Raw genomic sequence first — 20,250 nt, 5'->3', positions numbered from 1 at the left:
ATTGGAGTAACTGCAATGAATAACAACCACTCAAGCATCAACTACAACGACTGCAACTTCCACGACTCATGTGCAACCGCAGCTTCCAACTATCCAGAATGCGATCGCCAAACAAAAACCAACACTCAAAACTTCATCATTCCCACACAAACAGAAGTTTGGCAGTTTCTTCAAGATGAATGCAAACTGGACATCAGTCACATCTCCATCAGACCACCCTTCGATCGCTGGTGGAATATCCTCCATGAAGGTAGCCACTATGCCACTAAACCGCCAAGTTACCTTACTCTATGGCGTGAAAACGGTTCCCCAGGAGAAATCCCTAACCTAGACTGGTTCAGTGGCGATGGGATAATTAAGCCCAAAGATCCAACTCCCGATGAATGGGGATGCCGTGCTTGGTGTCTGCAAGTTCTGAAATATAAAGGCTGGAAAAATCCTCTCGATTGCCCTGACTATCCTCGAAACTGGGAAGGATACCAAACGCACAATCCTCGTCTGTGGATGCTCAACAACACCACCAGTCCTTCTCACCCATTCCAGAAAAACGGGTTTGAGCAACTAAAATCTGTGGGAATTGACGTAAATCAAGGCATCTTCCGCCCCACCAAAGAAATCAAAATCCTTGGCTTGCAACCTATTGTTGGTTGGGACTTTCCCCAAAGTGCTTAATCATTAGACCTCTTGCGAAAGTGCGATCGCTCGTCTGACTTGATAGGCTAGGCTTTATATTGGAGACCGCTCAAAAAATTTGCGTCCCAGCTCTGGCCATCTTTACCTCCTGTCGATAGACCATGTGTTGTTTTTTATACGGATTTTTGGAAATATTATTCAGAAGTGCTACCTTTTAAAAGACATCGACTTGTAGGCAAAGAATCGGGAAAAACCAGTCATCTTTAAAGACTTAATAATACTTTACGGTCGCTATTTTCTCGTTTGGTTCGTAAAACCTTGTCTTTCTCAAAAAAACTGCAAAACCATAGGGTAGCAATGTTTAACTGTGTATGCTACTATAATTCTTGCATAAGAAAACCATATCATTACTGTGCATGACTACCAAACCCTTTCAAGCCGAATCACTTCAGCTTGCAAAACTTTAATACTTGTGAAATCCGAGCGTTAATTAGTGGGCATTCTCCTGAAAATTTAGCATAATCAGTCAGACTAATCTACACAAGTTGCTATTGAGATAATTTCTGACAACAACCGTTTACCGAAACGCAGTTATTGCATAATTTTCTGCATCTTTACTACTTTGTTTGCGTTCCATAACGCGCTGCAAAATAGTCTCTACTTTCGCAGCAAATACAGCATTTCCTCTCTGCCTCGGTCGTGGGATATCAATATAACAGTTCATTGCTATTTGACCATTTTCTATTAAAATAACTCGATCAGCTAGCACCACTGCTTCTTCTACGTCGTGAGTGATCAGTAGCGCGGTAAATCCTTTTTCTTGCCACAAATTTTCTAACAATTGCTGCATCTCAATACGGGTCAAAGCATCTAACGCGCCGAGGGGTTCATCAAGCAGCAGCAAGTCGGGTTCGCAGGCGAGGGCTCTTGCTAAAGAAACTCTTTGCTTTTGACCGCCGGAGAGTACCGCCGGCCAATCGCTGGCGCGATCGCCAAGCCCTACAGCGTGAAGGACTTGCATGGCTTTATAGCGAGTGCTTTCTTTGGCATTTAGTAGCCCTAATTGCACGTTGGTCAGCACTTTTTGCCAAGGTAGTAGCCGTGCATCCTGAAACATCATTCTCACTTTAGAGTTAAGTTTTTTAGACGGCTTTCCGTCTAGAAAGACCGTGCCTTGACTGGGAATTTCTAGTCCGGCAATTAAGCGCAGCAAGGTACTTTTGCCACATCCACTGCGACCCACAATTGCTACAAATTCTCCGGGATTTATTTCGAGGTTGATATCCCGCAAAATTTCAATATTTCCAAATGACTTCTGGAGTTTTACTAATTCTAAGCGCATTCCTGAGAGTCCTGATTCCATTTTAAAAAACCTCCATATATCTCACAATTCATCGCACAGGCTCATAATAATTAACAGTTAAAAGTTAAGTGCTAACTTTAGTTCGCTTGCAAAAGTTGCTGTTAAGCAAGTGTTAATGAGCCTGCTGCTCACCGATTTGGGTGAAGAGCAGATTAGCATCTCTAACTTTAATCTACTGTAAGTCAGTCGAGTTATAGTGTTTTACAATCAAACAAGAGTATTGCATAGGTATTTACAAAAAGCAAGGGAATTTTTTCCCAAAATTCGGGAACTTTGATAAATAATTGTTAAGAACGAGCAAACCCTGTTCCTGTAAAGGTTCTGCTTGTTCTAGCGACTATCAGGGGTAACTCTCCTTCCCTTACTTCTGGGTGAACCCGCATCCGGTGGCGAACCGGTTTCTGTTTTTGAGTCCGGTGAGAGTCTGCTGTATTGGGGGAAATAACCGGACAGTTGCTTTGGACCGAGATTCGCGATCGCACAAAATTTGTATAAGAGTTATCAAACTTTACATCTCAACTTACTTGCTTTTTAAAATTGACCGTGCTAGCTTACTATCTATAAAATACGGTAAATCGGTAGAGTTACCGTAATTATTGACTGTACCGTAAATCGTTCATTTTTAAATGAGTCAAAAATAGGAGGACTATTAAATGCCTAATGTTGTTGCGATCGCAGGTAGCCCGTCTCATCCATCCCGGTCTTTTGCGGTGCTGGAATACGCCCGCCGCGCTGTCGAGAAAGAGGGACTAAGTACGGCATCTATCAACGTCCGCGATCTCCCGCCAGAGGTATTAATTTACGGACAATTCGCGAACCCAGACTTAAAAGCAGTCAATGATTTAGTAGTAGAAGCCAAGGGCATAATCATCGCCACACCTGTTTACAAAGCAGCCTACACAGGCGTACTCAAAGCTTACTTAGATTTGCTACCGCAGAAGAGTTTAGCTGGTAAAGTTATTCTCCCCATAGCCACCGGAGGTACGCTGGGTCACTTATTAGCAATTAACTACGCCCTCAAACCAGTGTTATCCGAGCTGGGCGCTAGTCATATCTTGGCTGGTGTCTATGTTTTAGACACGCAGATCCAAAGTTATGACGAAACAAGCGTACAACTTGAAGAGGAAACAGAACAAATACTGCGATCGCAGTTGCAAGAGTTTGTGGGTGCCCTGCAAACTGGCAAACCCGAATTAGTTGGAAGTCTCTGATTGGCAACTTAGCAACAAACAATATTATTGTTTATGCTCAAAAGACTGATTTCATTCCTCGCTCAATTATGGCGATCGCACTTTTCCCTAGCAGTGCTATTTCTATTAGGAATCGGCTTGAATTGGGCGATCGCCGCCTGTAACAATACTCCCCCCGCTACCACCTCTGCAAGCCCCGCCGCTTCCCCCACAGCAACTCCAGCTAAGGTAGTCCGCATCGGTCATCAGAAATTCGACCCCTTCACCCTAGTCAAAGCTAGAGGCGGTTTAGAGAAACGCTTGCAGCCTCTAGGTGTATCCGTTGAGTGGAAAGAATTTCAGTCAGGCCCCCCGATGCTGGAAGCACTAAACGTCGGCAGCCTCGACATCGGGCGCACCGGGGACGCTCCTCCAGTCTTTGCCCAGGCTGCTAACGCACCTCTGCTTTACATTGGCGGTAGCGCGCCCAAAGACCGCAGTTCAGGTATTTTAGTCCCTGCTAATTCGGCAATTCAAACCCTGGCAGATTTGCGAGGTAAGAAAATAGCTTTTACAAAAGGTTCAAGTGCCAATTACCTATTAGCAAAAGCACTGAAATCCGCCGGGATAAAATGGACTGATATTGAGCCTGCTAACCTGACACCAGCCGATGCCAGAGCTGCCTTCCAACAAGGTAACGTAGATGCTTGGGCAATTTGGGACCCCTTTTATGCAGCAGCTCAAGCGCAAAAAGATGTTCGTGTTGTTAAAGATAGTAAAGGACTAGCCGCTAACCGCGATTTTTACTTAGCTAATAAGTCATTTGCTCAGCCGAATGTCAAAATCATTGAGGCAATTAGAGAAGAAACTCAAGCAGTAGCGACTTGGGCTGATGCGAATCCTGAAGAAGTAGTCAAGATTCTCGCTCCCATTTTGAACGTTGATGTTTCTATCTTAGATGTAGTCACTCGACGGCGGAGTTATGGATTTGAACCGATCCAAGCTGATATGGTTGCCGAGCAACAGGAAATTGCCGATACTTTTTTTGAACTCGGCTTAATTCCCAAGCAGCTCAAAGTAGAAGAAGTAGTTTGGAAACCAGGTAATTAAAAATCCCCGCTTGTGGGTAAGTGTTGGACACAGAGGCAGCGATCTATTTTTATAGATCCGATGTCTTAAAAATAAATATAGCGGTTCTCAAGCGTGGTGAGGTATGCCCTATGCCCTATGCCCTATGCCTTATGCCAGATAGTACCTCATGTTACTGAGAAAGGCTATACATTCCTATCCTATTTGATGCTGATAGGGTTCATAAAATGCTGACTTCCGCTCCTATAACAACGATCGCGATCGTCGGTGCTGGCTTTAGTGGTTGTCTCGTAGCGGTTCACCTGTTGAAAACAGCCAACCGACCCCTGCTGATCGAGCTGATCGATCGCAGTCGCGAGATTGGCCTAGGAGTTGCATACAGCACCCATGACACCAGCCATTTGCTGAATGTATCTGCAGGCAAGATGAGTGCCTTTTCCGACGATCCCGGTCATCTGCTGCGCTGGCTGCACAATAACCGCAGCGAATTGGCGGCATTCCTGCCCAAGGACCTGAACGCCAGCAGTTTCATTCCCCGTCATATCTACGGGCTTTACATTCAGTCGATTCTGGAGGAAGCTGAAGCCGCGGCATCGAGTAACGTCCGGCTGTCGCGCGTCATCGATGAAGTGGTGGCCGTGGAGCCACAAGCCTCATGTGCGGTCGTCTCCCTGCAGAGCGGCCGTGCTTTCGTGGCAGACAAAATTGTGCTGGCAGTGGGAAACGCGCCAGCAGTTCCCAGTGCATCGCAAACAGAGGACGATGACACCCCCTACCTCCGCCATGCCTGGTCAGCTTCGGCGTTGGCTGGGCTTGAGCTTGATGCGCCGGTGTTGCTGATTGGCACTGGACTGACAATGATGGATATGGTGGTGTCGCTCCACGACAGCCACCATCAAGGCAAAATTTACGCCGTGTCTCGGCGGGGCTTGTTGCCGCTGACCCATCGATCGACCAAACCCTATCCCGCCTTTTTGACCCCAGACACCGCGCCCAAAACGATTCGGGGCTTGCTGCGGTGCATTCGGAGCGAGGTGCAGACGGCGGCCCAGCAGGGCTGCGACTGGCGATCGGCGATCGATTCCCTGCGTCCCATCACCCAGCAACTCTGGCAACAACTCGGCCGCGTCGAGCAGCGACGGTTTTTGCGCCATGCCAGCCCCTATTGGGATGTGCACCGGCATCGGATTGCCCCTGAAATGGGGGATGTTGTCCGGGCAATGCTGGAATCAGGGCAACTGACAGTTACCGCAGGGCGCATTCAGGACTATCAAGCGGCACCTGATGGGGTGGCTGTTACCGTTCGCGATCGCCAAACGCAAACGAATCGGGTCTTGCAGGTCACCCGCGCGGTGAATTGCACAGGGGTACAAATAGATTATCGCCGATTGCCCCAATCCCTAATCGCCAATTTGCGCGCCCGAGCGTTGATCCGCCCCAACGACATCGGTTTGGGATTGGATACTGCCGCTGATGGGGCCGTATTAGATGCTGGGGGCAACCGTTCAAGTCTGCTCTATACTTTGGGTACCCCGCGCAGAGGTGATTTATGGGAAACGATTGCTGTCCCAGAACTGCGCGAGCAGGCACGGGCACTGGCTGCGACGGTGTTGTAGTCGCCGCCAGTCCGGGGAGTATCTCAAAAAACTTCCTGGCGCAATTGGGGAAAAACCTTTGCAACTTTGTTCAGCACATAATCGCCGTAAGTGCCGCGAAACTCGTGAACGCTGGCTTTATCCCAACGTTCGTTCTTGTTGTCATCGACGATCGCTCCCTTGATTTCGATCGGGTGGAGTTCAGCATTGAAATTGGGATCGAAGAAGAATGGAAATGAGAGGCGAGATCGTCCTGACACATTCTTGACTCGATGGGGAGTAGACCGATAAAGTCCACCTGTGAGGCGATCGAGCATATCCCCAATGTTACAAACAAATGAGTTGGCGATCGGGGGAGCATCAATCCAGCCTGATTTTGTCTTCACTTCCAACCCACCTAAATCATCCTGCTTGAGAATCGTGAGCAAACCGTAATCGGTATGCTCTCCCACTCCCCAGGATTGCCCTTGCGGATTGCTTTGTGGTGGATAGTTGAAGATGCGAAATAAAATCAGGGGATCTGTCGTATAGCGATCGCGGAAGTAAGATGCTTCTAAGTTCAAACTCAGGGCAATTCCAGCCATTACTGCGTGACCCAGTTGAGTCATCACCGCCAGATATTCTAGTATTATTTCGCGAAAAAGAGGAATATCTGGAAACAGGTTTGCTCCGTGCATGGGAACACCCGCTTGAACAGCCGGATGGGTTTGATTCAATTCCGATCCGAAATAAATTCCTTCTTTCAAATCTGGTTTAGCATTCGTCAGTTCACCTCCAACCGGAAAGTAGCCGCGCCATGCCCGACCTCCCAGCGCCATCCGAATTTGCATTTTAGTTTCTAAATCTTGAGCAAAAAACTGACGGCTCAGTTGCTCCAAACGGTTTTGCAAGCCTTGGTCTACACCATGCTCGACAATGTAAAAAAAACCCGTGTCGCAGCAAGCTTTTCGGATTTGGTTGGCAACTGTATCTACAGGATTATCCGATACCAGCGAACTAATATCGATAACGGGAATCTGAGAAACATCTACTGTTAATTCAGTTGCCATAGAGAAGGTTTATAAGTCGTTAAGATTGAACGCCTTTTATAATTTGAATTGTTCATCTACCGGAATTTGATAGCCATTTGCCAGTCGATTGGTAGCGTTGGCGGTTGCCACGATCGCCATCAGTTCCCCAAATATGGCATCATCCATTCCCTTGGCTCGCGCTCCGGCTGTATGAGATGAAATGCAGTAGGGGCAACCATTTGTAACGCTGACAGCAATGTAGATTAACTCGCGGGTGAGGGGATCGAGTTCTCCCGGACCCGTCATCACCTCCTTCACATTCTGCCAGGTACGCTGCAGGGTAGGCGGATGGTTGGCGATCGCTTTCCAAAAGTTGTTGATGTACTCGGTTTTGCGTGTCGCGCGAATATCGTCATACACTGCGCGTACTTCATCACTTGCGTCTTCGTATTCAATCAAATGGGTCATAGCTGACAGGGGTTTGTAGCTGTAATTTCTAGAGGAACTAAGAAAAAAAAATGGGACACTCTCATCTTTCTTTCTTAGGGCTTCTTTTGTCAACCTAAGCTGGCTGATAATTGGGATGCCAAGCAAGCCATTTCTCTTCTAACTTCCTGGCGATCGCATCTGCCAACTTACCCAACAAAGCATACATGATAATGCTCACCACCACTACATCAGTTTGCAAGAACTCGCGAGCATTCATTGCCATGTAACCAATACCAGAGTCCGCCGCAATTGTTTCTGCGACAATCAGCGTCAGCCACATAATCCCCAAAGAATATCGCAGACCTACCAAAATTGAAGGCAAGGCCCCAGGCAAAATAATTTTCCACAAAAGAGACCTGGCACTCAAGCCATAAACTTTTCCCATTTCAATCAACCCGGCATCTACGCTGCGGATGCCGTGAAATGTATTGATATACATTGGAAAAAACACACCCAAAGCCACCAAAAACAAGCGAGCTGGATCGCCAATTCCAAACCACAAAATTACTAGAGGAATTAAGGCGAGGTGTGGAATATTACGCACCATTTGTAGAGAAGTATCTAGCAGCTTTTCGGCGAGTGGACACAGACCGTTGAGGAAACCTAGAGTCAAACCAATTCCTCCGCCTATGATGAAACCAACCAGCGCGCGCCAAGCACTAATTCCGATATGGTGAAACAGTTCTCCGCTAATTGCCAATCTAATTCCTGCACTTAAAACACCTGTTGGTGCTGGTAAAACTCTTGTGGAAAGCCAACCCACCTGCACCAATAATTGCCAGCTAACAATCAGCAGCATTGGTACAATCCAGGGGATTACCTGCTGAAAATAGGGGTTTTTGAGCCATTTTTTATTCATGACGCACTCGTAGGAATAACTTGTTTTTGTTGGAGAAATTTTTCGTTGGCAACAATTTCGCCAAAAGGACTAAACATTTGCGGTTGATGTACAGTCGGTTGGTTTTTCAGCGGCAAGCGGGGGAATAGCAATTCAGCCACTCGATATGCTTCTTCTAAGTGGGGATAACCAGAAAAAATGAAAGTTTCAATTCCCAATTCGGAATATTCCAACATTCGCGCGACAACCGTATCGGGATCTCCCACTAAAGCAGTACCGGCACCGCCTCTTACTAAGCCAATTCCCGCCCACAAATTGGGGCTAATTTCCAAAGCTTCGCGGCTGCCTGCGTGCAGTTCAGTCATGCGCCGCTGCCCTTCAGAATCCATCCTAGCATAAGCTTTTTGGGCGGCTGCGATCGCATCTTCATCGACATATTTAATCAATCGATTGGCATCCTCCCAAGCTTCGCTTTCAGTTTCGCGTACAATGACATGAAGGCGAATCCCAAAACGCACAGTTCTACCCTGTTCTGCCGCTAATTTTTTCACAGCTTCAATTTTTTGCGCTACTTGTTGTGGCGGTTCTCCCCAAGTAAGATAAACATCAATATGTTTAGCGGCAATTTGTTGTGCTATTGGCGAAGAACCGCCAAACCATAACGGAGGATGAGGAGTTTGTACAGGAGGAAATAAAAGTTTTCCGCCCTTTATTTCAAGGTATTCACCGCTAAAATTGACTTCTTGCTCTCGCCCGTTAGTCGAGTTACTAGCTTCAAGCATATCTCTCCAAACAGTCAAGAATTCATCCGTCAGTTCATAACGTGCGTCGTGACCCAGATGCACTCCATCCCCTGCCAATTCCACCGGATCGCCGCCTGTCACCACATTAATCAATAAGCGTCCGTTAGATAACCGGTCAAATGTTGCTGCCATCCGTGCTGCTACCCCAGGAGACATTAATCCAGGACGAATTGCTACTAAAAAACGCATTTGTTCTGTAACAGCCATTAGGGATGAAGCTACTACCCATGCGTCTTCGCAAGAGCGTCCAGTCGGAAGCAGAGCGCCCGTAAATCCTAAACGATCGACGGCTTGAGCGATTTGCTTTAAGTAGGAAAAATTGCAAGATCTCCCGCCAATTCCTGAGGCTAAATAGCGTCCGTCTCCGTGAGTTGGAATAAACCAAAATAATTCCATTTTTATTAGTCTCCATCACTATTTATTGTTTAGTTACCTGAGCCACTTCGCTAATTTTTACCGATTTGGGAAGCAGCTTCAAATCCAAGAAAGTATCAGCAACTTTTTGCTGGTAAGTAACGACTTCATCCGTAATTGGCTGCACACCGTAAGGCCGCCTCCGTGAGATTTCCTCTAAAGTTGGAACATCAATACCAAGCTCAGGAGACAGCAGTTTTGCCACTTCAGTTGGTTGAGCTGCCGCCCATTCATCTACTTTTTGAAGTTCCTCTAAAATTGCCTTAATCCGGTCCGGATATTGCTCGTTAAAAGGTTTGGCAGCTAGATAGAATTCCCGATTAGCTACAAGCCCTTCTCCATCCTTAAGAACGCGAGCTTCTGTAGCTCGTTTCGCTACGGTAAAAAACGGGTCCCAAATTGCCCAAGCATCAGCACTACCTTGTTCAAAAACTGCCCGCGCATCTGCTGGTGGCAGATAAATAGGCTGAATGTCGCTATATTTCAATCCGGCTGCTTTTAATGCTTCTACCACGAGATATTGCACATTTGAGCCCTTATTAAATACAACTTTTTTGCCTTTCAACCCAGCCACATCTTGAATAGAAGAATCTTTCGGTACTAAGATAGCTTCACCTTTAGGATTAGGAGGCTCATTCGCAACATATACCAATGGTGCGCCAGCAGCTTGTGCAAAAATAGGCGGCGCTTCTCCTGTATGGCCAAAGTCAATAGTGCCTGCATTCAAAGCTTCTAGTAATTGAGGGCCAGCGGGAAATTGAAGCCACTGTACAGAAGTGCTTTGGGATGCCAAACGCTTTTCTAAAGTACCCCGTGATTTAAGGATACTTAGAGTGCCATATTTTTGATAGCCGATCCGAATTACATTGCTCTCTTGTGATTTAGAACTAGCCACGGATGTGGCAGTAGAAGTCGGGGCAGTAGTTGTATTTGTTTGCTGAGTAGGATTACAGGCAGAAACGGTCAAACTCAAACTGAAGCCAACTGCAAAAAGCAAAGCCAAGGTCTTGATTGAACTAGGTTTGATTTGGCTCCCAAAATGCCTCAATTTAGCTAAAAAATGGCTCTCTCTTAATCGGGTTAACACTTTTCCTTCCTAAGTTTCAAGTATTGAAAACAAAAAAACGCAATAGCTATGTAAAAGCTGAGCTAATCATTATGGATGAGCAAGCAACGATAACCCGACCGATATACCGTAGTTTATCCTGATAAGCTCCTATTATTCCACAAAGGACTTCAAAAATGCAAGCACATTGTGTAAATTTTTGCTGGTCTGACTTATCTAGTTACTTGAATGATTAATATTCAGGGGTAATGTATCAGTTGTACCCGCAGGAGAAAAAGTAGCATCTATAGAAATCCTAGATCATTTGTGCATTTCTTACTCCCGAGCGAGCGGCTTCGGGGAGAGTTAGGGTGGGTAAAAAAATTACGACTCCTGCAAGGATTGCTATAGCCCTGCTGCTATCTACATAAAAACCTGAGATACCGCCGAGTGAAGATAAAACCTCCTTCAAAAAGGATGATTTTTACGTATAAAAGCTGGGATTGGGGAGCTGATCGTTGAGTACCCAGTTACCCAGATCGTGAATTTTATAGTCAACAGAATCATGTAGCGTAAACGTTCTCAGATTACGCCAGTAGCGATCGAAACCATATTTACTGGTGGTAGCACGCGCCCCCATCACTTCAAAAATGCGAGTAGTCACATCTAAACCTATTTTTGTGGCAGCAACCTTTGCCGTTGCGATCGCGATCGCGCATTTTCCACGTTCTTCTGTTGTTAAATCTATGCCTTTTTCCCAAGCTGCTTGCAGAATGGCGGCGGCTCGATCCGTCAAACTGCTAACCGCTTGCAGATCGACCCACATTTCCCCGTAGTGTTTCAGAATGTAGGGATCTTGGGTCACACTAGGAACATCAGAAGTCAACCAGGGTCGTCCTTGGGTGCAAGTATAGTCTTTGGCAGCAGCAAATGCTCCTTCTGCAATACCCAGATAAATATGGGCAAGATTTATTTGCGTCAAGCAAGCTCGTAAAGTACGGAAAGGAATATCAGCACGGGTGCGATCGCCAAACACTTCCGAGTCATAAACGCGCACTTGATCGAAACTAATACTACCGCTATCGGTTTGACGTTGCCCCATATTATCCCAATCGTCATGGATTTGTATCCCCTCTCTTTGAGTGGGAATTACAATAGTTGTGAGTTCGGAGGTATCTTGACGAACCGCAGTGATGGGTAAGATATCAGAATCTTTCGAGCCAGAGCAGAAGCTTTTTGTCCCGTTCAGTAAAAAGCCTGTACCATCAGGAGTTAAAGTCGCACGGCGATCGAGGGGATTGAGAGCATTGCACCAAAACCAATTGTTTGCCACCGTATCTTTGTAGAACTGTGCCTTGCGCTCCTCCGTGCCAAAAAGATGCGGGATAACAACCCCTAAATGGTGATAGGAGTAAACATGGGCTAGAGAACTATCAGTCTTTGCCAACTCGCGGGAAATTTGGAGTGCAGCGATCCATGTTTCGCCAATACCGCCATATTCTTTAGGAATAATCAAACTGAGCAAACCGCTCGATCGAATGCGATCGCGTTCATACTTTGGCGTACCGCCAACACGATCTCGTTCGATAGCAGTATCAGCAAATTCTTGAGCAAGTGATTTCGCTATCGCGACATAATCTTGCTTGCTGTCTTGTTGTGTTGTGCTTTGCGAGTCTACAAGGGATATTTTCATATTGATGATACAAAAATCGATGGAAGTAATGAGGTACAAATGATTTAGGATTCCTATAGGTTGGTCAGTCCTTAAAACCCAAGTAAACAGAAATAGGTACATCTTCAACAAACTGACCTGAAGGTTCTGCACTGAGAATTGCTGCTTTAATTTCCGCCTCAAATACGGAAGTATCGCCATTAAAGTAATCACGACGGCAGTAAGCGGTGGAGTAGAGATAACCAATAAAATTATCAATCGTCCAGTGTTTTTGAAAGTCAATCTTATGGCGCTTAATCCGAACGAATGGCGATCGATCCAAAACTTCTAAATCAGACTTGTAGAGCAAAGGAACGCTAATCGATCCCACACGCCGCTCTTCTCCTAGCCACCGTTTGATCGTAGCTAGCACATTTTGTGCCCAAACAGAGTCATTTGACCAAATATCTTTTTCAGTTTGAATAATCGCTATCCCCCTATTAGCGTTACTGGTGCGATCGAGCAGATCGTAGCTACGCTGTAGCACCAGTTCTTGATCCATCCAATGAAAAGCACGACCAATGGTGACAAGGGAAAATGTACCAATTGCCGGGGAAATATTTTCTGCTAAATCCCTTACCCAAGCGATATTTGAAGCATGAGCCAGTTTAGCTTCTTGCTTGGCAACTTCGAGCATTTCTGGATCTGGATCGATACCCAAAACAGATTGAAATCGATCGTGTAAGGCGATCGCTACCAAGCCAATCCCACAGCCGAGATCGAGAAGCTTGCCTTGCCCATCTAATTGAAATTCCTGTGAGATTAAATCGTAAAGAGTATTTGGGTAGCGCGGTCGATATTGCAGGTAATAAGAAATGGCTCCTTGAAAGAGAGTGGGATCGTAGCTTGGGAGTAGTTTAGTAGTCATGATTTAAGTCAACTTTTGCTGAGTTAGGATTTAGGTTTTGAGATAGCTGCTTTGATAATGATGGGTTTTGGCAACAATTTTATTCGCTATAATATAGAAATTGTTACATCTTTAAATTTATAGAAGTTACAAATGAAACCTCCTCCTTCTTGATTAGATATTAATTGCGATCTCAGCCGGAGATTTAAACCTCTAAGGGAACAGTTGGCGTATTGGATAAATCCAAGGTTCTCAATAATTTTTCTTTCCAATATTGCAAATCGCGATCGGTACGCCTGCGGGGACGGGGGAGATTGATATCTAGCTCAAGATGGATGCGCCCAGGGTTGCCACGCATGACGATCGCGCGCTCGCTTAAAATCACTGCTTCTTCAACATCATGGGTCACAAGAATAATGGTCTGGCGATCGGATTGCCAAATTTCTAACAGACGATCCTGTAATTGCATTCTAGTAAAGGAATCGAGAGCACTAAAGGGTTCATCTAGCAACAAAATAGAAGGATTAGTGACTAGGGCACGGGCGATCGCCACCCGTTGAGCCATTCCTCCTGATAGTTGGCGCGGCAGCAAACGAGCAAAATCTTGTAATCCAACCTTAACTAGAGCATCACTTGCCCGTGCCTTGCGTTCATCTCTCGGTAAGTGATGCAAACCAAACTGCACATTTTCCCAGACGGTTAACCAAGGCATCAGGCGAGGTTCTTGAAAGATTACACCAATTTCGGGATGAGGTTTGTCAATGCGAATATTGTCAATTCGCACATCTCCATAAGTTGGCAAATCTAATCCAGAAATGAGCCGTAAAAGTGTACTTTTGCCGCAACCACTCGTACCAATAAAACTAACAATCTCGCTACGATTAACAGCTAAATTAATAGACTCTAACCCGACAAAGCCATTTTGAAATCGTTTATGTAGTCCTTCGATAAGTAGCATATATGTTTCCTCAGTGGCGCTTTGAACGAATGCTTTAAACTAATATTTTGAACTAATGGTTGGAAGCGTAAACATCCTGCCAATGGAGTAGCCAATGCGATGCAAGGCTAATAACCGAGTCAGTCACTTTTCCGAAAATCGCAAACAAGAGAATGCTAGCGAGGGTGATGGCCGGTCGTCCAGTTGCTTGCCCATCGATCAATAAGAAGCCTAAGCCCTGACTGGCTCCCATTAATTCAGCCGCCACGACAAACATCCAGCCCAAACCCAAGCCACTTCGCAAACCGACAATGTAGGCAGGCAAAGTCGCAGGCAAGAACACACGACTGATAAGCTGCCAATCATTAAGTCTATAGATTTTGCCAACCTCAACCAATTTGCGATCGACATTGTGAATGCCGCTCATGAGATTTAAGTAAACGGGGAAAAAGACTCCAACGGCGATCAGAGCAATTTTAGAAGGCTCATGAATTCCCATCCAGAGGATGAATAGCGGCACCCATGCGAGGGAAGGAATGTTACGGAGTGACTGCAAAAGTGGGTCGAGTAAATCGTGAATTAGGCAAGAATAGCCTGTTAATCCTCCTAAAATAGTGGCCAAGAATGTACCAATCAAGAAGCCAACAAAAACCCGATAGAGTGTAATGCTGATGTGCTGCCATAGTTCCCCTGCTGCACCGAGTTTCCAAACTGTTATGACAATAGTTGACGGAGCAGGTAACAAGTTAGGAGCAACCAAGCCAAACCTAGACAGAGTTTCCCACAATATTAAGAGCAAGACTGGCAAGAGCAAGCCCTTTGCTTTGCCCAGACGAGTGAGGAATTGCCAAATATTACCTGTTTGTGCGCTTGTGAGTGCGATCGCAAGTCTTTGTTCCATAACTTAGTGTTTGGTGTCATGCCTAGATTGCTTTGGAGCGGAATTAAAATTTAAAAATGCAAAATTAAAAATGATGTATTTATTTTTAAATTTTCAATTTTCAATTTTTAACTTTTAATTTTCTGATCTGCTTTGGTGAGTTGGTGTATATCCACAGCAGATGTTTTTTACTTATGATTTGGCAACCTTTGCCACATACTGCGGATCGATTAAATTGTTAACTACTGTAATGACATCAACGGAATTCTCGATCACGCCGCTTTTTTTCAAGACATCCCCAGCAGCACTAATAACGGCTTTTTGTTCGTCACCAATCGATGAGCTTGATATATCGGTTCGCTCCTCTAATTGTTTAGTTGCTACCGATTCTGTCAGCTTAGATGCTTTAATCACCACTTGCTTGAGTTCACTAGGATTTGCGATCGCCCATTTCCTTGCCTTCTCATAGGCGTTTAGCACTTGACTAACTTGTTCAGGATATTGTTTGGCAAATGCCTCGCGGACATTCAAAAAGCCTTGACTAATTAGTTTGGGATCGCGGAAGAAGAGTTTAGAGCCTTTTTCTACTTCTGTCTGTGCCATAAATGGATCGAGACCAGCCCAGGCATCGACATCGCCTTTCTCAAGGGCAGCTTTACCGTCAGCGTGGGGCAAAGGCACAATTTCCACATCTTTGGTAGTCAAGCCGACTTGATCCAAGGCACGCAACAAGAAAATAAACGGATCTGTTCCGCGCGTTGCTGCAACTTTTTTGCCTTTTAGATCGGCGACTTTTTGAATGGAAGAATTCGCCGTAGTTACTAATGCTGTCCATTCGGGCTTCGAGTAAACGTAAATAGACTTGATGGGATTACCATTGGCTTTTGCAATCAGTGCGGAAGCACCAGAAGTCGAGCCAAAGTCAATGCTGCTGCCATTGAGAAACTCTAATGCCTTGTTACTACCTTGACTGAGCACCCATTCCACTTTGATATTGGCTTTGGCTAAGTCTTCTTCTAGCCAGCCTTTCTCTTTGAGTACGAGACTGACAGGATTGTAGTAGGCATAATCTAAACGTACTACCGTAGGAACTGCCGTAGGAGATGAGCCTGGGGATGCTGCTGTAGTATTAGTTCCAGGAGAGGAAGAATTACAGGCATTGACTAATAGCGATAGAAACAGCCCAGAAATAAAAAATAGCAGTAACCTACGTCTGGCAATGGCAAACCACTTGCTCATGATTCGTCTCCTCGACTCCTTGGTGAATGTCTCGCTTAATTAGGACTTCCGTGATATATACGTTAAGTCAATCGGTTTACCGTAGTATTTGATTTATCTTACAGCAATGCACACTCAAGATCAATGGTGACAATCAAGAAGTTAGAAATGAAGAAGGGGCTAGGGGGAAGATGGGGGAGATGGGGGAGAGGGGGAAGATGGGGAAGATGGGGAAGATGGGGAAGATGGGGAAGATGGGAATAGAATCAGCGAGTTTGGTGGAAGTCAGAACGTCCTAACTGCCAAGAAGGTTGCTATAGCAACCTTCTTGGCAGTTAGGACTATATTGATCGCTGAAACCCTTGCCATTATTGCCTCTTCCTTCTTCCTTCTTCCTTCTTCCTTCTTCCTTGTTCCTTCTTCCTTCGGCTATATAGAACCCATTTGGGATCTATGCGATCGCTGCCTGCTCCACAACTTCAATGATCTCCAGTCCTAATACACCATCCATGCTGAATGTTTTCTCCTATTGCAGCTCCTGGCTACTCCACGGCTTTGGAGGCGCTCACTGCCTGTGAGTCGGATTTTGAGCTTTTTAGCCAACAGGTCTATGAAACTCACGACCGTGAGAGCGAAGACTAGGAATTTTCTATCCCATCATGGTTTTGACGGCGAGGATTACAACAGTCGCCAAAAAAATCCGACGTAACCAGCGATTGCTAAGTTTGAGAGCCACCTGTGAGCCGATGATGCCCCCAATAAACATGGCAATACCTAAGATGATGCCCAATCGATAATCAACGATGCCAGCCGCTGTGAAAACCCCCGTTGCAACGAGCGAGGAAAAGATATTCACCAGCTTGGTTGTAGCGATCGCTTCCACAAAAGTCATCCGAAAGAGCGCCACATAGGCAGCCGTTAGCAAGGTGACGTACCCGCCACTGAAAAAACCACCATAGATACCCAGCCCAAACGTTGCCACATAACCGAGTAATTGGGCTGCCCGTGATGGGCGATCGGCTGCCGGAAGAACGCCACCTCGATGATTCGCGATCGAGAAAACAGCAACCGCAATCATGGCAGCCGAAACAATCTGCGGTAAGGACTTTGACGGTATTACCAGGACTAATCCTGCTCCTAGAATTGAGCCAATCAGAGTCAGCCCAATCAAGAGAGGCAAGCGTCTTAGATTAATCGTCTGTTGCTTCAGAAACGGTAACGTTGCACCAATACTCATAAACGTGAGTGCCAGCATATTAGTGGCTAAAGCCGTGCGCGGTGCAATGCCCATCTGCAACATTACAGGCACCGTAATTAAGGAGGTGCTGCCTGTAATCACGCTGATCGTGCTGGTCGCTAAAAAAACTGTAATCAGGATCAGTAGTTGAAGGGAAACCATATGGGTTCTATAAGTTCCCTTACGCTAATTGGGTAGCCGAAACAAAGGTCGTAACCGCACCCCGATCGCAGTTCCCAGAAGTGCAGCCACAATCCACACCCAGCCGTGCAAACTGGTAGACGCGATCGCTCCAAAGAAACCACTCACATTGCAACCATAGGCAAGAAATGCACTGTAGCCCATCAGTAAGCCACCTAATATCGCCGCCGCCATAATCTGTTTGGAAGGCCCAAAAGTTGGAACCCATCGCCCTGCTAACCCTGCCGCTAGCAGTGCTCCTAGAACGATTCCACCATTCATCACCGAACTGACATCTGCAAACACGCCATTTGTGAGGGCAGCCTGAGCGTTGGCAGTCTTCCAAAAGGGGCTGTTGGTAGAGTCCCACCCCAAAAACGATGCAATCTCAGCCGCCCACAGCGCAAAGCCCCAGGTAATCCGCCAGGGTTGCCCAGACAGGATCAGCGTCAGCCAGTTGAGCAGTGACAGCGCGATCGCACCTGTGAGTAGCGACCAAGGGCCGTAAATTAGCTGAGTTAGCGAGGAGGGGAAAAGCGGAGGGGAAGAAGTTAGGGGAGGAGAAGAAAGAGCTTTTGCAGAAGGGAAAATGCGCCCGAGTGCAACAAACAAAGCAGCGAAAATTGTCAGTTGCAAAACCACTGCCCAAAACCAGCCAAGATTATCTGCCAAAGAAATCGCCGGCAAAGCAGGCAAATTCACCCAAAGCTGTCGGGTTAAGCTGGCTGCAAATGCTCCAATGCAAAATGTCACCAGCGTCATCAGCAGAGTGAGACTACCGGAACCAACGGTATACAAAGTGCCACAGCCGCAGGCTCCCCCAAGCTGCATCCCAATTCCAAACAGGAAGGCACCGATCGCCCCTTGAACGCCTACAGGCGCAACAGCACCCCGCACCGGCTGCCCAAATACTGTTCCGGCTGCCAGAGTCGGCGCAAACAGAACAGTAGCGATCGCCAGCATGATAATTTGTGCGATCGCTCCCCGCGCGTCCCTATGCACAAGTAACTTGCGGTAAGCACTGGCAAAGCCAAAGCTAGAATGGTAAAGCGTTAAGCCCAGCAACCCACCAATCAAGAACAATAGGCTTTGCTGCCAACCATAACGATTCAGTGTAATTGTCCCAACAGTAAAAAGTGCTAAGGCGATCGCAATTATCAAGCGATGGGATCGAAAAGGAGCCAAAAACGGCTCACCAGAAATTGATGAACTCATTTTTACTACTTCTTAGGTGGGTTCTTCGGTTGTTCGGGTGGCGGATCGCAACTGCCTAAAGCAGGTTGACTTAGATGTACCAAATTACACCCAAATATTACTGTTAGAGTAGCCAAAACAACAAGTGATGAAATCAAAACTTTCATACCTTTTAGCACCAAACAACTAAACTTTTTCCGGTCCCGTTTCAACTGGCAAATTAGACGTACTGTACTCTGTCCAAGAACCTTCGTAGAGCCGAACTTTAGGATATCCCAAAAGATGTTTTAGCACGACATATTGTAATGTTGCTTCACGCCCAGTGCTGCATGACACAATCACATCATCTGAAGGCTTAATCTTCTTGTCCGCCAGGATTTGCCGAATTCCATCCAGTGACTTCAACTGATGAGGATTTTTGAGAGCCTCCTGAGAGTTCTCGGCTTCCGTAAACGCAGGCCAGGGAATATTTTTCGCACCAGGAATGTGCCCATTGCGTACCCAGATATCTTTCTCACCTCGGAATAAATCACCTGGTCTAGGATCGATAAAAACAACACCTGGTTTACCAATTAATTCTCCAACCTGTTGAAGGTTAACGCGAATTGAGGGATTATCTTGAACCGCAAACTGTGTAAACTTGTATTTGGGATATTCCTTAACAACAGGTTGCCCAGAGGCTTTGTATCCTGTATATCCCCCATCTAAAACTGCAATATCTTTTACTCCCGATCGCTCTAGTAAATAAGCAACCATTGTAGCTCCCAAGATATCTCGTGCATCGGAATAAACGAGAACGCGACTGTTACTGCTAACACCAGATCGAGAAAAGATCGAAGCTAATTTCTGGGTATCCCAATACTGCACGGGCAAAAATCCGTCTGGGCCACGAAACGCAGTATCTGCAATGTGTACTGCGTTTGGAACATGGCCTCCAATATACTCCAGAGGCGCATTTCGCACATCCAAAATTCGCAAATTTGGATCTTTTGCGTTGGCTGTTACCCAATTGGGAGAAACAAATTTAATTTGGGCGCTGGGTGTTGCAGTTAGCGGTGAAATCGAGAAGAGTGAAACTCCCACCAAGGTTGCGATCGCCACTATTACCAAAACAGAGGGCTTGAGGGATCTTTTCCAGATTCCCCGAAAAAATCTCAAATTCATAACCATAAATCTCCTGAAGAAGGGCTTAGGGGCTAGGGGCTAGGGGCTAGGGACTAGGGACTAGGGGAAGAAGCGAATAGAATTAAGGGTTTCAGTAATTTAGAATCTTCTAGCCACCTTGGCGGTTGCTATAAATCCTAAAAAACTTAAAATGTGGCTTTCAGCCAGAGGAAAGGTGGTACAAAGTCCGTAAAATACGGTAAACCGATAGAGATTTTGTATTTAATTTTTAGAATTATGACATAGCTGATGTTTTCAATCAAGCGTTTTTCCTAAAAATCCAGCAAATAAGTAGCTGGACATAAATAATCTTTATTTTTGTCAACTAGATATAACAACCGCCAGGGCTACCTAGGAGGTTCTGATTTCGTGAAAGCTGATACTATTCCCTTCTTGCCTTCTTCCCCTACCCCCTAGCCCCTGCTTTCCCTAGC

18 protein-coding genes and 1 pseudogene are annotated in these 20,250 nt (G+C 46.0%); 5 read left to right on the top strand and 14 right to left on the bottom strand.

What is annotated here, in order from left to right; genetic code table 11:
• Positions 1-15: 15 nt before the first annotated feature.
• Together QUA71_RS22465 and QUA71_RS29365 are read left to right on the top strand one after the other, a co-directional pair.
• A complete protein-coding gene (locus tag QUA71_RS22465; protein WP_333288411.1) occupies positions 16-672 on the top strand; it encodes a hypothetical protein in 657 nt (218 codons plus the stop codon).
• 81 nt (positions 673-753) lie between these two features.
• Positions 754-1,053 (top strand): annotated as a pseudogene (locus QUA71_RS29365) (IS1 family transposase); the annotation flags it as partial.
• Between the two features lie 157 nt (positions 1,054-1,210).
• Here QUA71_RS29365 and QUA71_RS22455 read toward each other — a convergent pair.
• Positions 1,211-1,996: an ATP-binding cassette domain-containing protein gene (locus QUA71_RS22455; RefSeq protein WP_333288409.1), complete on the bottom strand. Its 786-nt coding sequence runs from the start codon at positions 1,994-1,996 to the stop codon at positions 1,211-1,213.
• Positions 1,997-2,649: 653 nt separating this feature from the next.
• On the opposite strand from QUA71_RS22455, the gene ssuE reads away from it, so the two are divergent.
• From ssuE to QUA71_RS22440, 3 genes are all read left to right on the top strand, one after another.
• Positions 2,650-3,207 carry an NADPH-dependent FMN reductase gene (gene ssuE / locus QUA71_RS22450; RefSeq protein ID WP_333095597.1) on the top strand — a complete coding sequence of 186 codons (558 nt, stop codon included), beginning with the start codon at positions 2,650-2,652 and terminating at the stop codon, positions 3,205-3,207.
• Positions 3,208-3,240: 33 nt separating this feature from the next.
• Positions 3,241-4,275, top strand: coding sequence for a sulfonate ABC transporter substrate-binding protein (locus QUA71_RS22445; RefSeq protein WP_333288407.1), 1,035 nt, complete (start codon positions 3,241-3,243; stop codon positions 4,273-4,275).
• A gap of 206 nt (positions 4,276-4,481) precedes the next feature.
• Entirely contained in the window at positions 4,482-5,870 is a 1,389-nt protein-coding gene (locus QUA71_RS22440; protein ID WP_333288405.1) for an FAD/NAD(P)-binding protein, read from the top strand.
• Between the two features lie 23 nt (positions 5,871-5,893).
• Here QUA71_RS22440 and QUA71_RS22435 read toward each other — a convergent pair whose 3' ends face one another.
• The 13 genes from QUA71_RS22435 to QUA71_RS22375 form a co-directional block, all read right to left on the bottom strand.
• Positions 5,894-6,898 (bottom strand): 2-oxoglutarate and iron-dependent oxygenase domain-containing protein, encoded by a 1,005-nt coding sequence (locus tag QUA71_RS22435; protein WP_333288403.1) that lies wholly within the window; start codon positions 6,896-6,898, stop codon positions 5,894-5,896.
• Between the two features lie 36 nt (positions 6,899-6,934).
• On the bottom strand, positions 6,935-7,327 hold the full coding sequence (locus QUA71_RS22430) for a carboxymuconolactone decarboxylase family protein (protein ID WP_332959825.1): 393 nt from the start codon (positions 7,325-7,327) through the stop codon (positions 6,935-6,937).
• Positions 7,328-7,421: 94 nt separating this feature from the next.
• Complete coding sequence (ssuC, locus tag QUA71_RS22425) at positions 7,422-8,207, bottom strand: aliphatic sulfonate ABC transporter permease SsuC (protein ID WP_333288401.1); 786 nt, start codon at positions 8,205-8,207, stop codon at positions 7,422-7,424.
• Complete coding sequence (gene ssuD, locus QUA71_RS22420; RefSeq protein ID WP_333288399.1) at positions 8,204-9,385, bottom strand: FMNH2-dependent alkanesulfonate monooxygenase; 1,182 nt, start codon at positions 9,383-9,385, stop codon at positions 8,204-8,206. The genes ssuC and ssuD overlap by 4 nt, the downstream gene beginning before the upstream one ends.
• Before the next feature lie 22 nt (positions 9,386-9,407).
• Positions 9,408-10,406: a sulfonate ABC transporter substrate-binding protein gene (locus QUA71_RS22415; RefSeq protein WP_333288397.1), complete on the bottom strand. Its 999-nt coding sequence runs from the start codon at positions 10,404-10,406 to the stop codon at positions 9,408-9,410.
• A 526-nt stretch (positions 10,407-10,932) separates the two neighbouring features.
• A complete protein-coding gene (locus QUA71_RS22410; RefSeq protein WP_333288395.1) occupies positions 10,933-12,141 on the bottom strand; it encodes an acyl-CoA dehydrogenase family protein in 1,209 nt (402 codons plus the stop codon).
• 64 nt (positions 12,142-12,205) lie between these two features.
• Positions 12,206-13,027, bottom strand: coding sequence for a class I SAM-dependent methyltransferase (locus QUA71_RS22405; RefSeq protein WP_333288393.1), 822 nt, complete (start codon positions 13,025-13,027; stop codon positions 12,206-12,208).
• A 184-nt stretch (positions 13,028-13,211) separates the two neighbouring features.
• Positions 13,212-13,964 carry an ABC transporter ATP-binding protein gene (locus QUA71_RS22400; RefSeq protein ID WP_333288392.1) on the bottom strand — a complete coding sequence of 251 codons (753 nt, stop codon included), beginning with the start codon at positions 13,962-13,964 and terminating at the stop codon, positions 13,212-13,214.
• A gap of 52 nt (positions 13,965-14,016) precedes the next feature.
• The gene (locus QUA71_RS22395; RefSeq protein WP_333288390.1) at positions 14,017-14,844 is read right to left on the bottom strand and encodes an ABC transporter permease; all 828 of its coding nucleotides are present in this window, start codon (positions 14,842-14,844) and stop codon (positions 14,017-14,019) included.
• A gap of 171 nt (positions 14,845-15,015) precedes the next feature.
• Positions 15,016-16,062, bottom strand: coding sequence for an aliphatic sulfonate ABC transporter substrate-binding protein (locus QUA71_RS22390; protein WP_333288388.1), 1,047 nt, complete (start codon positions 16,060-16,062; stop codon positions 15,016-15,018).
• Positions 16,063-16,690: 628 nt separating this feature from the next.
• Entirely contained in the window at positions 16,691-17,440 is a 750-nt protein-coding gene (locus tag QUA71_RS22385; RefSeq protein ID WP_333035546.1) for a sulfite exporter TauE/SafE family protein, read from the bottom strand.
• A gap of 24 nt (positions 17,441-17,464) precedes the next feature.
• On the bottom strand, positions 17,465-18,673 hold the full coding sequence (locus tag QUA71_RS22380; RefSeq protein WP_333288386.1) for a YeeE/YedE family protein: 1,209 nt from the start codon (positions 18,671-18,673) through the stop codon (positions 17,465-17,467).
• A gap of 165 nt (positions 18,674-18,838) precedes the next feature.
• The gene (locus QUA71_RS22375; RefSeq protein WP_333288384.1) at positions 18,839-19,816 is read right to left on the bottom strand and encodes a sulfurtransferase; all 978 of its coding nucleotides are present in this window, start codon (positions 19,814-19,816) and stop codon (positions 18,839-18,841) included.
• Positions 19,817-20,250 lie beyond the last annotated feature (434 nt).

The organism is Microcoleus sp. MON1_C5, assembly GCF_036701875.1.
GTDB lineage: Bacteria > Cyanobacteriota > Cyanobacteriia > Cyanobacteriales > Microcoleaceae > Microcoleus.
The sequence above is the reverse complement of the archived record's forward strand: the minus strand, read 5'-3'. Positions and strand labels throughout refer to the sequence as shown.

What these genes read in the sequence shown, in the direction of transcription:
- QUA71_RS22465 (WP_333288411.1), top strand. Translation starts at nt 16, where the DNA reads ATGAATAACAACCACTCAAGCATCAACTACAACGACTGCAACTTCCAC.
- QUA71_RS22455 (WP_333288409.1), bottom strand. Translation starts at nt 1,996, where the DNA reads ATGGAATCAGGACTCTCAGGAATGCGCTTAGAATTAGTAAAACTCCAG.
- ssuE (WP_333095597.1), top strand. Translation starts at nt 2,650, where the DNA reads ATGCCTAATGTTGTTGCGATCGCAGGTAGCCCGTCTCATCCATCCCGG.
- QUA71_RS22445 (WP_333288407.1), top strand. Translation starts at nt 3,241, where the DNA reads ATGCTCAAAAGACTGATTTCATTCCTCGCTCAATTATGGCGATCGCAC.
- QUA71_RS22440 (WP_333288405.1), top strand. Translation starts at nt 4,482, where the DNA reads ATGCTGACTTCCGCTCCTATAACAACGATCGCGATCGTCGGTGCTGGC.
- QUA71_RS22435 (WP_333288403.1), bottom strand. Translation starts at nt 6,898, where the DNA reads ATGGCAACTGAATTAACAGTAGATGTTTCTCAGATTCCCGTTATCGAT.
- QUA71_RS22430 (WP_332959825.1), bottom strand. Translation starts at nt 7,327, where the DNA reads ATGACCCATTTGATTGAATACGAAGACGCAAGTGATGAAGTACGCGCA.
- ssuC (WP_333288401.1), bottom strand. Translation starts at nt 8,207, where the DNA reads ATGAATAAAAAATGGCTCAAAAACCCCTATTTTCAGCAGGTAATCCCC.
- ssuD (WP_333288399.1), bottom strand. Translation starts at nt 9,385, where the DNA reads ATGGAATTATTTTGGTTTATTCCAACTCACGGAGACGGACGCTATTTA.
- QUA71_RS22410 (WP_333288395.1), bottom strand. Translation starts at nt 12,141, where the DNA reads ATGAAAATATCCCTTGTAGACTCGCAAAGCACAACACAACAAGACAGC.
- QUA71_RS22405 (WP_333288393.1), bottom strand. Translation starts at nt 13,027, where the DNA reads ATGACTACTAAACTACTCCCAAGCTACGATCCCACTCTCTTTCAAGGA.
- QUA71_RS22400 (WP_333288392.1), bottom strand. Translation starts at nt 13,964, where the DNA reads ATGCTACTTATCGAAGGACTACATAAACGATTTCAAAATGGCTTTGTC.
- QUA71_RS22395 (WP_333288390.1), bottom strand. Translation starts at nt 14,844, where the DNA reads ATGGAACAAAGACTTGCGATCGCACTCACAAGCGCACAAACAGGTAAT.
- QUA71_RS22390 (WP_333288388.1), bottom strand. Translation starts at nt 16,062, where the DNA reads ATGAGCAAGTGGTTTGCCATTGCCAGACGTAGGTTACTGCTATTTTTT.
- QUA71_RS22385 (WP_333035546.1), bottom strand. Translation starts at nt 17,440, where the DNA reads ATGGTTTCCCTTCAACTACTGATCCTGATTACAGTTTTTTTAGCGACC.
- QUA71_RS22380 (WP_333288386.1), bottom strand. Translation starts at nt 18,673, where the DNA reads ATGAGTTCATCAATTTCTGGTGAGCCGTTTTTGGCTCCTTTTCGATCC.
- QUA71_RS22375 (WP_333288384.1), bottom strand. Translation starts at nt 19,816, where the DNA reads ATGAATTTGAGATTTTTTCGGGGAATCTGGAAAAGATCCCTCAAGCCC.